The sequence below is a fragment of the Streptomyces nodosus genome, assembly GCF_008704995.1.
GTDB classification, from domain to species: Bacteria; Actinomycetota; Actinomycetes; order Streptomycetales; family Streptomycetaceae; genus Streptomyces; species Streptomyces nodosus.
The window spans coordinates 3430357-3444009 of sequence record NZ_CP023747.1; the positions used below are offsets into that span (position 1 = coordinate 3430357).

Here is a 13653-nt window from a genome sequence, read left to right on the forward strand (position 1 = left end):
GGCGCCCCTTCGCGCGCCTCACACCCCCGTACGCAGCTCACACCGCCACGCGGCTCAGGAGGCCGTGCAGCTCAGGCTCGGCACGCTGCCGCCGCCGGGCGCCCCGCTGAACCCGAAGCTCGCCGAACCGCCCGCCGCCACACTGCCGTTGTGCGCGGCGTTCACCGCGGTGACCGTCCCGCCCGACTGGGTGTAGCTCGCGTTCCACATGCTGCTGACCTTCTGCGACCCGCTCCATGTCCAGGTCACCTTCCAGGAGCTGATCGCCTTGGTGCCGGTGTTGGTCACCGTCACATCGGCGTTGAAGCCGCTGCCCCAGTCGCTGCTGACGGTGTAGGCGGCCTTGCAGGCCGCGGTGGTCCCGCCACCACCGTTGCCGCCGCCGTTGCCGCCACCGTCACCGCCGCCCGTGCCCGGGAAGCCCGGCGCCTTGATGCTCGCCAGATAGCCGTCCTTCACCGTGTCCACGGTCGACCAGTCGTCCTTCAGGATGCCGCCCGTGTCCCCGGAGTTGGGGTTCCACGACCAGAAGGACCAGGAGAAGGAGTCGCCGCCGTTCCCGGCCGTCGGGCGCATGTACGACACGAGGGCCGCCAGCCACTTCTGGTCCACCGTCGACTGCAGCGTGGTGCCGAACTCACCCACCCACACCGGGGCGATGTTCTGCTTGAAGAGATAGCCCCAGTACTTGTCCCAGATGCCCGGCATGTTGTTCGGGAACGCCGGGTCGCTGAACCAGGTCTGCTGGGCCACGCTCGTCGCATAGTCGTGCGCCGAGTAGACGACCCGGTTGGGCACGTCCAGTTGCACCGGGTACTGCCCGGCGCCCATCAGGTTGCCGCCCCACCAGCCGGAGACCCCCGCGTAGGTCTGGATGCCCTCCACGAAGATCAGCAGGTCGGGGTTGGCCGACAGCACCGCGTTGCCGCCGCGCTGCGCGGCCAGGCGCCAGTCCGTCGCCTGGTCGCCGCAGCCCCAGCAGGCCGGGTCGTGCGGCTCGTTGTGCAGATCGATGCCGATCACCGCGGAGTTGCCCTTGTAGCGGGTCGCGATCGCCTTGAGGTTGGCGATCCAGGTGCTCTCCGGGACCGCGCTGGTGTACCAGAGCGCCGACTGACCGCCCGAGTCGGGCCGGTGACGGTCCAGGATCACCTTCAGCCCGTCCTGGCCGGCGTACGCCACGATCTTGTCCATGACCTGGAGGGAGTTCAGCCCCTGCAGATCGGCGTTCTTGCCGCTGGAGAAGTCGATGCTGCTGGGGACGGAGCCGCTCTTGAAGATGTCGTCGCTGTAGGGCAGCCGGATGGCGTTGTAGCCGAGCGACTTCATCTGGTCGATCATGCTCTTGTAGTCGCGCGACCAGAGACCGTGGACCACCAGATTGCTGGTCTCGAAGCCGAACCAGTTGATGCCGGCGATACGGACGGACTGCCCCGACGCGTCGAGGATCTGCCGCCCGCTGGTGTGCCAGTAGCCGGAGCCTGCGGTGGCGTCGGCATGGGACGTACCGGCACCCGCCAGCGGTAGCACAAGCGCTGCGGCGACCGCACACAGCGCCCTTCGCACCTTGCGGAACATCGTGGGTTCCTCTCGGAAAGGCACGGCCCCGGAACGGATGGGAGCGCTCCCATGCACCGCGCATCCCTTAGGAAAACGGGCACATCATGGCCACGTCAAGAGTCGTGCGCGCCATCGGTCCGCACCCCGGCGTCCGTCCCCGCGGCGCCGGGGGCGACCGGAGCGGGTACGGCTACTGCCGCGGGGGGCGGCGGACCAGCCGCTTGATGCCGAACACCAGAGCGAGGCCGACGACGATGACCAGGCCGCCGACCTTGTAGTCGGTGTCGGGGACCTGCTCACCGGCACTCCCGGCCTGGGCGCCGCCCTTGCCCGAGGAGGCCCCGGAGCCCCCGCCGTGACCGTCCTCCTGGCGGCCGGGCAGGTCCCCGGACTGCACCCGGCTGCCGGCGCCCTCGCTCCCGTACATCAGCTTCGACCCGTCGACGGTGTAGGTCACGGACTCGCCCTGCCGCTGGAGCGGGACGCTCAGCCGGTCCTGCCGCTTGATCCGGCCGTCGTTCCAGGCGTAGGCGATACCGCCGAAGTAGCCGCGCACGGCGAGCTGTTCACCGTCCGGGGAGAAGGCGGCGTCGGTGGCCCACAGATCCACGGGGGCGACGGGCCGGAAGACGTTCGTCCCGGTCGAGGACAGCCGGTCCGGCCCCTCGTAGAGGTGACCGCCGTCCTCCTTCTTGTCGATGATGTAGACGCGCCCGGTTCCGGGGTGCACCACCAGGGACTCGGCGTCGCGCGGCCCGTCCTCGTAGGTGACCACGTACTGGGTGGCCTGGACCGTCTGGTCCTCGAGCACCGTGGGCTCGGCGAAGGTGTAGATCCAGACGTGCGGCCATCTGCCGCCGAAGTTGTCGCCGATGTCACCGAGGTAGATCCGGTTCCCCGGTCCGATGGAGATCGCCTCGACATCACGGGGCGCGCCGACGCCACGGAAGGTGACGGTGGCGACCGTCCTGCCCGTGCGGCTGTCCACGGCATAGATGTACGGGCCGTCGTCGCTGTCGTTGTGGGTCCAGTAGATCCCCGGGTGGAGGTGCGAGGCGGCGAGACCGCTGGACTCGGTGATCCGGGGATCCTCGATGGTGAAGCCGTCGTCGCCGGCGGCGGACGCGGGTGCGGCGAGCACACCGATGAGCAGGACCGCGGAGAGGAACGCGAACGATCGACGCATGCCCCAAGCCTGCCATCCGGCGCCGCAGTTCAGGGGCCCGGCCACGCCCCCGGGCGCCCGGCACCGGCCCGCGTGGCGCGCGTCACCTCCCCGACCGCTCCCCCGCCCCCGCCCCGCCTCCCACGGCGATCGTCCATGATGGGTGGATGCTCAGGTTTATGCCGGTAGGCGACTCCATGACCATCGGGGGCGCGGGCGAGCACACCTGGCGCTACCGGATGTGGCAGCACCTCTGCGCGACCTACAGCGGTCCGTGCACTCTCGTCGGCCCCCGCGAAGCCCTCTACGACAAGACGGCGGACGCGCCGACGTCCTACGCCTACGCCGAACCGGACTTCCCGCGCACCCATCTGGCGGGCTGGGGCGAGGGCTGGCTGCATATGGCGCCCCTGATCGCCGACGCCGTACGGCAGTCCCGCGCGGATGTGCTGCTGGTGGCCCTGGGCCTGATCGACCTGGGCTTCTACACGGACGCGGAGCAGACGGCGGACAACGCACGCGCCTTCGTGACCCGGGCCCGTACGGCGAACCCGCGCATCCACATGGTGCTGCTCCCGGTGATACCGAACATCCGGGCGCAGACGGACACCCTCTTCGCGGCCCAGGTCGCGCTCTTCAACGACCTCCTGGAGAAGACGGTCGCCGACCTGGACGAACCCCGCTCCCCGCTCCTGCTGGCCCCGCCGCCCGCGTACGACCTCCACAGGGACACCTACGACGGCACCCACCCCAACACACACGGCGAGCACCGGATCGCGGAGGCGTTCGCGGAGGCGATGCACCAGGAGTGGGGGCTGGGAGAGCCGTACCGCGCGTACTGATCGATTCCGGGCGTGTCCCCCCTCACCGTACGTATCGTTGTACCGCGCGGCCGCACTTGCGCGGAGGGCGGCCGGGGAGGAGCGCCACGATGACCGTCCTCGACGAGGAGATCGCGATGGCCGACGCGAACACCAGGCGCCTGGACGAGTGGTTCCGGCGCATCGAGCGGATGCCCGTCCCCGAAGGATTCCGGGTCGAGATCGTCGGGGGCAACATCCATATGACGCCGCAGCGCGACACCCACTGGGAGATCATCCGCCGGATCGTGCGGGCTGTCGAAGACAGATTCGGGATGGATGTCAGGGTGTTCTCGGACGTCCGGATCGACTTCCCGGGCCACCAGAACGGCTTCTGCCCCGACGTGGCCGTGCTCGGCGATTCCGCACGGAAGGACGACGAGGGCCGCTGGCGCCACCAGGACGTCGAGTTCGTCACCGAGGTCATCTCCCAGGGCACGGCCTCCAACGACTACGGCCCCAAGAAGACCGCGTACGCCCTCGCAGAGGTCCCCGTCTACCTCGTCGTCGACCCCTACCAGGGCAGGTGCCACCTCTACACCCAGCCCAAGGACGGGGAGTACACCAGCGAACTCTCCGTCGCCTTCGGCACGGACGTAGACATGACCACCACCCTCCTCGACCTCACCCTGCACACCGAGGAGTTCCCTCGCGACCGGCCGCCTGAGTAGCCGCGTGGCCGGAAACCTGGCCGAATTCCGGCGCACCCCGGTCACCGTGCGTATCGTTGGACCGCGCGGCCGCACTCACGCGGGAGCGGCCGGGGAGGAGCGCCACGATGATCGTCCTCGACGACAGGACCGAGATGGCCGAAGAGAGCGGCGAGCTGACCTTGGACGCCATGTTCGAGGCACTTGCGAAGATGCCCGTCCCCGAGGGAACAAAGGTCGAGATCGTCGGGGGGAACATCTTCATGTCACCGCAGCGGCAGACTCATTTTGAGATCGTCTTCGACATCCTTCAGCAGTTGTACGGCAGGTATCCGCGCAATCGGATGGCATCCGACGTCCGTATCGACTTCCCCGGGCATCTGAACGGCTTCGCCTGTGACGCGGCGGCGCTGGCCGAGGGAGCGGTGAGGGGTGACCACGGACGCTGGCGGCATCAGGACGTCGAGTTCGTCGCCGAAGTCCTCTCCAAGAGCACCGCCCTCAACGACTACGGCCCCAAGAAGACCGCCTACGCCCTCGCCGAAGTCCCCGTCTACCTCGTCGTCGACCCCTACCAGGGCAGGTGCCACCTCTACACCCAGCCCAAGGACGGGGACTACGCGACCGAGACCAAGGTGCCCTTCGGAGAAGACCTCGACCTCACCGACACCGTGGTCGGCCTCACCCTCAAGACCGACGAGTTCCCGCGGGACTGAGCCGCGACGTCCTGGAAGACGGGATCGTGATGGCCGTGAGCGACAACGCGCGCCGCCTGGATGAGGCGTTCGAGCGGCTCGAGAAGGTGCCCGTCCCCGAGGGACACACGGGAAGACCGCCTACGCCCTCGCCGAAGTCCCAGTCCACCTCGTGGCCGACCCCTACCAGGGCAGGAGCCATCTCTACACCCAGCCCAAGGACGGCGAGTACACCAGCGAACTCTCCGTCGCCTACGGCGGAGTCATCGACATGACCGACACCCCCCTCGAGCTCGCCTTCGACACCGCCGGGCTGCCTCGGGACTGAGCCCGGCGCTCGCGGCGGCGTTCCCCCTTGCGTCGAGCGCACTCCAAGACGTTGGCTTGTGACCATGAAGTACACGCAGCTCGGACGCACAGGACTCAAGGTCAGCCGGCTCGTTCTCGGGACCATGAACTTCGGTCCGCAGACCGACGAGGCCGACAGCCACGCGATCATGGACGCGGCGCTGGACGCGGGCATCAACTTCTTCGACACCGCCAATGTGTACGGCTGGGGCGAGAACAAGGGCCGTACCGAGGAGATCATCGGAAACTGGTTCGCTCAGGGCGGCGACCGGCGCGACAAGGTGGTCCTCGCCACCAAGGTCTACTCCAACATGGCCGCTGGCGGTGAGGCCTGGCCCAACCACGACAAGCTCTCCGCGCTCAACATCCGCCGCGCGGTCGACGCCAGCCTCAAGCGGCTGCGGACGGATCACATCGATCTGTACCAGTTCCACCACATCGACCGGGCCACCCCGTTCGACGAGATCTGGCAGGCCGTCGACGTACTGGTGCAGCAGGGGAAGATCCTCTACGCGGGCTCCAGCAACTTCCCGGGCTACAAGATCGCCCAGGCGAACGAGGTCGCCGCACGACGCGGCTCCTACGGCCTGGTCAGCGAGCAGTGCCTCTACAACCTGGCGGAGCGCCGCGCCGAGATGGAGGTCATCCCGGCGGCGCAGGACTACGGGCTCGGGGTCATCCCGTGGTCGCCGCTGAACGGCGGTCTGCTCGGCGGAGTCATCAAGAAGGAGGTCGAGGGCGGGCGCCGCGCCACCGGACGTGCGGCGGACGCGCTGGCCGACACCGCCGGGCGGGCCCAGGTCCAGGCCTACGAGGACCTGCTCGACAAGCATGGCCTGGAGCCCGGTGAGGCCGCCCTCGCCTGGCTGCTGACCCGCCCCGGCGTCACCGGCCCGATCGTCGGTCCGCGCACCGCCGAGCAGCTGGAGTCGGCGCTGCGGGCGGTCGAGCTGGAGCTCTCCGCCGAGGTTCTGTCCGGCCTCGACGAGATCTTCCCGGGACCGGGCCCCTCGCCGGAGGCGTTCGCCTGGTAGCCGCTCGAAGGCCGGGTCGCCGTCCGGCGGGTCCGCTAACCGGCTGACGTCGGTGGCCCTGGAGAGTACACCGTCCCGGGGCCACCGCCCAGGAGCGCGTCCGGGATGACCAGGGCCCCTCGGGACGCCGTCGGGGACATGGCGGACGAAGCCCATCAATGCGGCATGTCCACGCTTCTCCGCGGACTCGGGGACGGCACCGCCCCACCCCGGTCGAGGCACCGCGCTGACCCGTATCGACTGGCAGCGCCATGTCAGCCCTGCTACACCGGAGAGATGGGGAGGTGTGGCATGCCTCGTGATCCGGCCAGGGGGCTGACCGCGCTCCTTGCGGCAGTAGCAGTCCCACCCGCCGTCTGCCTGCTCCTGCTGCCCATCCGGGCGATCCTGTCCGACACCAACGCGGTCCTGATTCTGATGTTGGTCGTCTCGGCGGTGGCAGCTCTCGGCAACCGTGGTGCTGCGGCCCTCACGGCCCTGTCCGCCGCCGTGTGGTACATCTACTTCTTCACCACCCCGTACGAAAGTTTCACCCGCTTCAACAACTCGGACGACATCGTCACCGCCGTGTTGCTGCTCGTCGTCGGCCTTGCGGTCTCTCATCTGGCTCGCCGCTACAGCCGCGAGCGCACCATCGCCACCACGCTGCAGCGCGGCCTGCTGCCCCGGGTGCTGCCGGACACCAGCACCGTCCGGGTGGCGTGCCGCTACGTACCGGCCGAGGCCGAGGTCGGCGGGGACTGGTTCGACGTGATCCCTCTCCCGGGCCACCGCACCGCGCTGGTGGTCGGGGACGTGGTCGGCCACAGCCTGCGCTCCGCCGTCACCATGGGTCGGCTGCGCACCGCCGTCCGCAATTTCTCCACCCTTGACCTGCCGCCCGACGAGCTACTGGCCCGACTCGACGACGTGGTGATTCAAATGGATGCGGAGGCGGGCACCTGCGAGGACGGGACCGCCGGGACCACCTGCCTGTATGCGATCTACGACCCGGTCTCCCGCATCTGCGCGATGGCAAGAGCTGGTCACTTTCCGCCCGCCATCGTCGATCCGGACGGCCGCGCGGAGCTTCTCGACCTGCCCGCAGGCCCTCCGCTGGGTATAGGCGGCCTGCGCTTTGAGGCCGTTGAGCGGAAGTTGCCGGAGGACACGCAGGTCGTGCTCTACACCGACGGGCTCGTCGAGGACCGGCACCGCGATGTCGAGGCCGGCCTGAAGCTGCTGTGCGACACGCTCTCCGGCGCGGGGATGGACCCGGAGGAGACGTGCCAGACGGTCCTGGATGCAGTGCGACCCGCTCGTCCAGTCGATGACGTCGCTCTTCTGGTCGCTCGCACCCGTGCGTTTCCGCATGACCGTATCGCCGAATGGGACATCCCGGCCTTTCCCGCCGCGGTGCCCGCCCTGCGCGCTGAGGTGTTCGCGACGCTGGCCGACTGGAATCTGGGGGAGACGGCATTCGCCACCGAACTGATCCTCAGCGAGCTGGTCACCAATGCCATCCGCTACGGGGCACCCCCTGTCCACCTGCGCCTTCTGCGTGGCACCAGCCTCGTCGTGGAGGTCAGTGACGGCAGCAGTACCTCCCCGCACCTGCGCTACGCAGCGGCGATGGACGAGGGCGGTCGCGGAATCTACCTCGTCTCCCAGCTCGCCGAGCGGTGGGGAACCCGCTTCACCCCCACCGGGAAGATCGTGTGGGCCGAGCAGCCGGCCCCATCGGTTCCCGTCGCCCCTGTCCTGGCCTCGGTTGCGTGACCGGGCCCGACTGCTCGCAGCCGCCTGCTGCCCCGGACCAGCCTCCGAGAGGGGAGACGGCCCCTTCGGGGTATCGCCGTCAGGAGATCGCGTCGGCTCTACCTTCCGATCGCAGCCGCCATCGCCACCACCACGAACATCATCACAAGCACACCGGCCATGATCCGGTTACGAGTCTTCGGGTCCACGTATCGAGACTAACCGGGTCTCGTCACTCCTCTGCGCCGAGGGCCGCCCAGCCCCGCCCCAGCCCCCACTGCTCCAGCGTCTCGTAGCGCGGCTGCTCCCCCGGTACCCCGGACACCGGCAGCCGGCTGAGCACCAGATGCAGCTCACCGACCGTCCACGCACACCCGGCGAACGCGTCCAGCGCCGCCACATACGGCCGGAAGTTCGCCGTTCCGCGACCGCGGGCCAGCGTCAGATGCGCGCGATAGCCCCGGTGCTCCCCCACCTCCAGGCCCGCCTTCCGGCCCGCGGCCTCTGCGCGGTCGGCCAGCAGCCGCAGCGCCTCCAGGTCCCCGGACGCCCCCACCCACAGGGCCCGGCCCCCGAAGTGACCGCCCCCGCACAGCGCCAGCGGGAACGGCTCGCTGTGCCGGGCCGCCCGCGCCAGCCGCTCGGACAACTCCGGTACGACCCCCTCGGCCACCTCCCCGTAGAAGGCGAGCGTGAAGTGCCAGGCAGGCCGCCCGGTCCAGCGCAGCCCGCCCGCGCCCGGCATCCGCTCCAGCCCGCGCACGGCGACGGCCAGCTCATCAATCGCCTCCGGAGGCGGCACGACCGCGACGAAGAGCCTCATGAGATCACCCTCGCAGGGAACGAACCACCCAGCCACCGTCAGCCGACGGTCCCGCCGTCCGTCTTCTCGGCCGGGTCGGCCTGCGGCTGCTCGACGACGAAGGAGCCCTTGCCGCGGACGGTCACGACGAGCCCCCGCTCACGCAGTTCCCGCGCGGCCCGCCGTGCGGTGAGCCGGGCCACACCGTACGCGTCGGCGAGATGGTTCTCCGAGGGGATCGGCCTGTCCGGGGCCAGCTTTCCCGTCTCGATCTGCTGTGCGATGACGTCGGCCAGCTGGACATAGAGCGGCCTGGCGCTCATCGGGTCCAGGGCCTGCTTCACATCCTCTGTGTCGCTCATACGTCCAACGTAGGCATCTTGCGACCAGCACGTTCAGGTGGATCCCTCTGTACTTGTATGCAGAGGGGTGCATCCTTGGCTAGCTTCGGAGAGCAGAGGACCCCGGCGAGGTGGCTGGACCTCCCGGGGCGCGACCAACGCTGACAAGGAGCGTCGACATGCACGACCCTATCCACCGCCCCGCACACCGGCAGGTGATCGGCACGGAGGGGGTGGCGGTCTGATGGACCCCCGCACCACACTCCGGCTGCTGCCCTGGCTCTCGCCGGACGGCAAGCCCTGCTTCCTCGCCGAAGCGGCCGAGGGCGGATATCTTTCCCGCCTGGCGGACGAGACGGAGGCCCGGCAACTGGCCGAAGGTCTGGATGTGCTCGTCAGGGCCCGGCGGTTGCTGGAGGACCCACTGTCCCCGAATGTCGAGGTCCGCTACACCGCGATCCGGCTGTCCGAATGCCTGGCTGACGTACTGCGCGTGGCCGAGTCCCGCGGCCACCGCGTCCCCCCGGCCCAGGCCGCCGACGACCCACGGGTGCGCAGCACGAAGCTCGGTCAGTGACCGACGGTCCTCATGACGCCGCGCGCTGGCCGTGGCTCGTGGGAAGGGGCGCTTTTCGGGGCGCCCCTCCCCCGAATCACACCGCGGTCACCACCGGCTGTGGCTGCTCGCGGGGGACGAAGCGGACCCGGGGGTGGCCGCGGTGCCAGCCCACGGTGGGGCGGACGCCGGCGGCGCGGGCCAGGAACACGCCGATGGTGGCGGCCGCCAGGGCCGAGATCAGACCGCCCAGTGCAAAGCCGACCCGGGCGCCGTACACATCGGTGACCCAGCCGACCAGGGGCGCGCCCAGCGGCGTACCGCCCATGAAGACCATCATGAACAGGGCCATGACGCGACCGCGCATCGCCGGGTCGGTGCCCATCTGGACCGCGGTGTTCGCGGTGACGTTCACCGTGAGGCCGAAGATCCCGATCGGGACCATCAGCAGCGAGAACAACCACAGCGACGGGGCCACGGCGGCCACGATCTCCAGCGCGCCGAAGGCGGCGGCCGCCGCGATCAGCACGCGCAGCCGGGTCGTACCGCGGCGGGCGGCCAGCAGGGCGCCCGCGAGCGAGCCGAGCGCCATCAGGGTGTTGAAGAGGCTGTAGGCCCCGGCACCCGCATGGAAGACATGGTCCGCGTACGCCGACAGCCAGACCGGGAAGTTGAAGCCGAAGGTGCCGATGAACCCGACCAGGACGATCGGCCAGATCAGCTCCGGACGGCGGGCGACATAGCGCAGACCCTCACGGAGCTGGCCCCGGCCGCGCGGAGTGGGCTCCACTACATGCAGCTCACGGGCCCGCATCAGCATCAGACCCGCGATGGGGGCGATGAAGGACAGGCCGTTGAGCAGGAAGGCCCAGCCCGTGCCGACGCCGGTGATCAGGACGCCCGCCACCGCGGGGCCGACCAGCCGGGCGGACTGGAAGTTGGCCGAGTTCAGACTGACCGCGTTCTGGAGCTGGCCGGGGCCGACCATCTCGGAGACGAAGGACTGCCGGGCCGGGTTGTCCAGAACCGTGGCGAGTCCGACGGCGAAGGCGGCGAGATAGACATGCCAGACCTGGACATGGCCGGAAAGCGTCAGAAAGGCGAGGGCGAGGCCGGTGGCGCCCATGGCCGACTGGGTGACCAGCAGCGTGGGGCGCTTGGGGAGGCGGTCGACGAGGACGCCGCCGTACAGGCCGAAGAGCAGCATCGGCAGGAACTGCAGCGCCGTGGTGACACCGACGGCGGTGGAGGAGCCGGTCAGGCTCAGCACCAGCCAGTCCTGGGCGATGCGTTGCATCCAGGTGCCGGTGTTGGAGACGACCTGGCCCAGGAAGAACAGCCGGTAGTTCCGGACGCGCAGCGAGCTGAACATCCCGGGTTTGCGGCGCTCGGGCGTACGGCGCTCGGCGGGCGCGGGGCCCCCGGAGGCAGCCGGCGCCGCGGGAAGCCCGGAGGCGGCCGGCGGAGGGCACTCGGAAGCAGAGGAGGCGGTTCGGTCGGTCGGGTGGCTCTCGTGGGCGGACGGGAAGTCGTGGGCGGCTGGTGCGGGGGCGGAGTCTGCTCCGGATCCCGTACTCAAAAGGGTTCGCCTCCTTGCGATGACGGCGTCTTGCGTACGCGGGTGGGGTCCGCGTCTGTCACGGTCGCGCCCCGGTCAGAGGTGCGCGAGCTTCTCCAGAACCGGGGCTGCTTCGCGGAGCTTGGCCCACTCGTCCTCGTCCAGGCCCTCGACCAGTCCGGCCAGGAACGCGTTCCGCTTGCGACGGCTCTCCTCGAGCATCGCCGCGGCCCGCTCGGTCCCTGTGACCACCTTCTGACGCCGGTCATCGGGGTGTGGCTCCAGCTTGACCAGGCCCTTGCCCTCCAGCAGCGTCACGATGCGGGTCATCGAGGGCGGCTGGACATGCTCCTTGCGGGCCAGCTCGCCCGGCGTGGCGGAGCCGCAGCGGGCCAGGGTGCCGAGCACCGACATCTCGGTCGGGCTCAGCGACTCGTCGACCCGCTGGTGCTTGAGCCGGCGCGAGAGCCGCATCACAGCGGAACGGAGAGCGTTCACGGCGGCAGCGTCGTCGCCATGGATCAGGTCAACCATGCTCTTTAGGGTAACTCATTACTTTCCCTAAAGACCACCCGGAGGACACCGCCCACCGGGTGACTCCCATCACCGCGGGCACTCGGCCCCGTTTGGTTCCCGTGGAGCGCCTCACCCGCACGCTTTCACCCATATGAGTGATCCGGCCCTAGAACACCCACGCAGCCCGTCCGCGTCCGGCAACTCTCATGGCCATGGCGACCAGTGTGCTCAGCGTGCGGCTGGACGGAGAGCTGCTCGAACGGCTCCGGCAGCACGCCGCGAAAAGAGGAATGAGCGTCCAGGACTATGTCGTCCGGACGCTCATTCGGGATGACTTCGACGAACGGTTCAAGACCGCCGTCGAGGAGACGGAGCGCTTCTACCTCTGATCTTGGCTAGTGCTCCGCCCTTCAGGGCGGGGGTGAAGGCCATCCTTGGCCCGGGGGCGCAGAGCGCCGGAGTGCTCTGCGTCTCCGGGGTGAGGGTCAGACGGGACGTTGCTGGTGTAAACCAACGCTATGGTCTCGATCGTGAGTCACGGTACCTTGGTCAAGCGGCAGTGCGGGCATCGTGCCCGGCTTGCGCTGTCGCCTGCCGAGGCGTTGAGGACTGATGGCCAGGCGCACGCGGCCCGCACCATGTGGAACCTGCTGCACGCCTGGTGGCAGATGATGCCGAAGGAAAAGCGGACTCTCGCACACGCGGATGCCGCCGTACGGCAGGCCCGCAAGGACATCGACTTCCTTGCCGTCCTTCCCGCGCAGGCCGCGCAAGCAGTCCTGAAGACGTACTTCCAGGCGTGGAAGAACTGCTGGGACGGCCGCGCCGGCGCCCCGAACTTCAAGGGCCGCTTCCGTACGGTGATGTCCGTGGATGTTCCTCAGGGCCGGGACCTGAACATCGTGCGCGTGCACCGCCGCTGGGGCATGGTCAACATTCCCAAGGTGGGCCGGCTCCGGTTCCGGTGGACCAAGGACCTGCCCGTGGGCAAGCATGCCAACGCGGAGAATCGGATCACCGGGGCACGGCTGGTCAAGGACGCGCTCGGCTGGCACATCGCCTTCCGTGTCCAGAGCGTCGAGGTCAAGCCCGAGCCCCACCAGGGGCCGGAGGTCGGCATCGACGTGGGCGTCACCGTGCCCATCGCCCTCTCGGACGGCGAGAGGTACGAGCACGCCGAATGGCTGACGGAGAAGGAGAAGGCCAGGCTTGTGCACCTGGAGCGGCGCGCCGCCCGGCGCAAGCAGCACCGCAAGCCCGGTGAGCGCACCAGCCGCCGGCTGCACCGCACCTACGACCAGATCGCAGGACTCCGCGCGAAAGCCAAGCGCAGGGCCCTGGACTGGCAGCACCGAACGACCACCGCCATCGCCCGCACATACGGCACCGTCGTGGTCGAAGCACTCACCATCACGAACATGGTCAAGTCGGCCAGGGGAACCATCGAGGAGCCAGGGAAGAACGTTGCCCAGAAGTCCGGGCTGAACCGCTCCATCAGCAGGGAGGCATGGGGCCGCACGGTCACCATGCTGACGTACAAGACCGCCCGGCTCGGCGGCACCCTGCATAAGGTCCCCGCCCCGGGCACCTCCCAACGCTGCTCAGCCTGCGGCTTCACCGCGCCCGGCAACCGGGAGAGCCAGGCCGTGTTCGTGTGCAAGAACCCAGACTGCGGCTGGTCGGGCAATGCCGATCACAACGCAGCCCGGAACGTCTTGCACCTGTACCGGATGGGCCTCGCGCTCGTCCCGGCTGCCGGGAGGGCAGTCGTCAGGCGTGCGAAGCACGTCAAGCCCGTTGCCGCAAGGTAAGCAGGAATCTCCCGGCTTCA

15 protein-coding genes are annotated in these 13653 nt (G+C 69.4%); 9 read left to right on the forward strand and 6 right to left on the reverse strand.

Annotated features, from left to right (window positions below; translation table 11 throughout):
• Positions 1–54 precede the first annotated feature (54 nt).
• Together CP978_RS15430 and CP978_RS15435 are read right to left on the reverse strand one after the other, a co-directional pair.
• A complete protein-coding gene (locus tag CP978_RS15430) occupies positions 55–1578 on the reverse strand; it encodes a cellulase family glycosylhydrolase (RefSeq protein ID WP_043441290.1) in 1524 nt (507 codons plus the stop codon).
• A 172-nt stretch (positions 1579–1750) separates the two neighbouring features.
• Positions 1751–2746, reverse strand: a complete 996-nt coding sequence (locus CP978_RS15435; protein ID WP_043441291.1) for a hypothetical protein — start codon at positions 2744–2746, stop codon at positions 1751–1753.
• 146 nt (positions 2747–2892) lie between these two features.
• On the opposite strand from CP978_RS15435, the gene CP978_RS15440 reads away from it, so the two are divergent.
• The 6 genes from CP978_RS15440 (at position 2893) to CP978_RS15465 (ending at position 8070) form a co-directional block, all read left to right on the forward strand.
• A complete protein-coding gene (locus CP978_RS15440; RefSeq protein WP_043441293.1) occupies positions 2893–3567 on the forward strand; it encodes a GDSL-type esterase/lipase family protein in 675 nt (224 codons plus the stop codon).
• An 89-nt stretch (positions 3568–3656) separates the two neighbouring features.
• Positions 3657–4256, forward strand: a complete 600-nt coding sequence (locus CP978_RS15445) for a Uma2 family endonuclease (RefSeq protein ID WP_043441294.1) — start codon at positions 3657–3659, stop codon at positions 4254–4256.
• A 107-nt stretch (positions 4257–4363) separates the two neighbouring features.
• Positions 4364–4951 carry a Uma2 family endonuclease gene (locus CP978_RS15450; RefSeq protein ID WP_043441296.1) on the forward strand — a complete coding sequence of 196 codons (588 nt, stop codon included), beginning with the start codon at positions 4364–4366 and terminating at the stop codon, positions 4949–4951.
• A gap of 151 nt (positions 4952–5102) precedes the next feature.
• On the forward strand, positions 5103–5258 hold the full coding sequence (locus tag CP978_RS15455) for a hypothetical protein (protein WP_311775018.1): 156 nt from the start codon (positions 5103–5105) through the stop codon (positions 5256–5258).
• 64 nt (positions 5259–5322) lie between these two features.
• Positions 5323–6312, forward strand: coding sequence for an aldo/keto reductase (locus CP978_RS15460; protein ID WP_043448695.1), 990 nt, complete (start codon positions 5323–5325; stop codon positions 6310–6312).
• Between the two features lie 291 nt (positions 6313–6603).
• Positions 6604–8070, forward strand: a complete 1467-nt coding sequence (locus CP978_RS15465; RefSeq protein WP_052454136.1) for an ATP-binding SpoIIE family protein phosphatase — start codon at positions 6604–6606, stop codon at positions 8068–8070.
• Between the two features lie 211 nt (positions 8071–8281).
• On the opposite strand, the gene thpR is transcribed toward CP978_RS15465, so the two are convergent.
• Positions 8282–8872 carry an RNA 2',3'-cyclic phosphodiesterase gene (gene thpR / locus CP978_RS15470; RefSeq protein ID WP_043441297.1) on the reverse strand — a complete coding sequence of 197 codons (591 nt, stop codon included), beginning with the start codon at positions 8870–8872 and terminating at the stop codon, positions 8282–8284.
• Between the two features lie 38 nt (positions 8873–8910).
• Positions 8911–9213, reverse strand: a complete 303-nt coding sequence (locus CP978_RS15475) for a GntR family transcriptional regulator (RefSeq protein ID WP_043441299.1) — start codon at positions 9211–9213, stop codon at positions 8911–8913.
• 223 nt (positions 9214–9436) lie between these two features.
• On the opposite strand from CP978_RS15475, the gene CP978_RS15480 reads away from it, so the two are divergent.
• Complete coding sequence (locus CP978_RS15480; protein ID WP_043441301.1) at positions 9437–9769, forward strand: hypothetical protein; 333 nt, start codon at positions 9437–9439, stop codon at positions 9767–9769.
• 76 nt (positions 9770–9845) lie between these two features.
• On the opposite strand, the gene CP978_RS15485 is transcribed toward CP978_RS15480, so the two are convergent.
• Together CP978_RS15485 and CP978_RS15490 are read right to left on the reverse strand one after the other, a co-directional pair.
• Positions 9846–11327: an MFS transporter gene (locus CP978_RS15485; protein WP_376697935.1), complete on the reverse strand. Its 1482-nt coding sequence runs from the start codon at positions 11325–11327 to the stop codon at positions 9846–9848.
• 75 nt (positions 11328–11402) lie between these two features.
• A complete protein-coding gene (locus CP978_RS15490) occupies positions 11403–11840 on the reverse strand; it encodes a MarR family winged helix-turn-helix transcriptional regulator (RefSeq protein ID WP_043441306.1) in 438 nt (145 codons plus the stop codon).
• 188 nt (positions 11841–12028) lie between these two features.
• Here CP978_RS15490 and CP978_RS15495 point away from each other — a divergent pair, with 188 nt between their 5' ends.
• Together CP978_RS15495 and CP978_RS15500 are read left to right on the forward strand one after the other, a co-directional pair.
• On the forward strand, positions 12029–12211 hold the full coding sequence (locus CP978_RS15495; protein ID WP_043441308.1) for a ribbon-helix-helix protein, CopG family: 183 nt from the start codon (positions 12029–12031) through the stop codon (positions 12209–12211).
• 141 nt (positions 12212–12352) lie between these two features.
• A complete protein-coding gene (locus CP978_RS15500) occupies positions 12353–13633 on the forward strand; it encodes an RNA-guided endonuclease InsQ/TnpB family protein (protein WP_107070532.1) in 1281 nt (426 codons plus the stop codon).
• The last annotated feature ends 20 nt before the right edge of the window (positions 13634–13653 follow it).

What these genes read in the sequence shown, in the direction of transcription:
- CP978_RS15430 (WP_043441290.1), bottom strand. Translation starts at nt 1,578, where the DNA reads ATGTTCCGCAAGGTGCGAAGGGCGCTGTGTGCGGTCGCCGCAGCGCTT.
- CP978_RS15435 (WP_043441291.1), bottom strand. Translation starts at nt 2,746, where the DNA reads ATGCGTCGATCGTTCGCGTTCCTCTCCGCGGTCCTGCTCATCGGTGTG.
- CP978_RS15440 (WP_043441293.1), top strand. Translation starts at nt 2,893, where the DNA reads ATGCTCAGGTTTATGCCGGTAGGCGACTCCATGACCATCGGGGGCGCG.
- CP978_RS15445 (WP_043441294.1), top strand. Translation starts at nt 3,657, where the DNA reads ATGACCGTCCTCGACGAGGAGATCGCGATGGCCGACGCGAACACCAGG.
- CP978_RS15450 (WP_043441296.1), top strand. Translation starts at nt 4,364, where the DNA reads ATGATCGTCCTCGACGACAGGACCGAGATGGCCGAAGAGAGCGGCGAG.
- CP978_RS15460 (WP_043448695.1), top strand. Translation starts at nt 5,323, where the DNA reads ATGAAGTACACGCAGCTCGGACGCACAGGACTCAAGGTCAGCCGGCTC.
- CP978_RS15465 (WP_052454136.1), top strand. Translation starts at nt 6,604, where the DNA reads ATGCCTCGTGATCCGGCCAGGGGGCTGACCGCGCTCCTTGCGGCAGTA.
- thpR (WP_043441297.1), bottom strand. Translation starts at nt 8,872, where the DNA reads ATGAGGCTCTTCGTCGCGGTCGTGCCGCCTCCGGAGGCGATTGATGAG.
- CP978_RS15475 (WP_043441299.1), bottom strand. Translation starts at nt 9,213, where the DNA reads ATGAGCGACACAGAGGATGTGAAGCAGGCCCTGGACCCGATGAGCGCC.
- CP978_RS15480 (WP_043441301.1), top strand. Translation starts at nt 9,437, where the DNA reads ATGGACCCCCGCACCACACTCCGGCTGCTGCCCTGGCTCTCGCCGGAC.
- CP978_RS15490 (WP_043441306.1), bottom strand. Translation starts at nt 11,840, where the DNA reads ATGGTTGACCTGATCCATGGCGACGACGCTGCCGCCGTGAACGCTCTC.
- CP978_RS15495 (WP_043441308.1), top strand. Translation starts at nt 12,029, where the DNA reads ATGGCCATGGCGACCAGTGTGCTCAGCGTGCGGCTGGACGGAGAGCTG.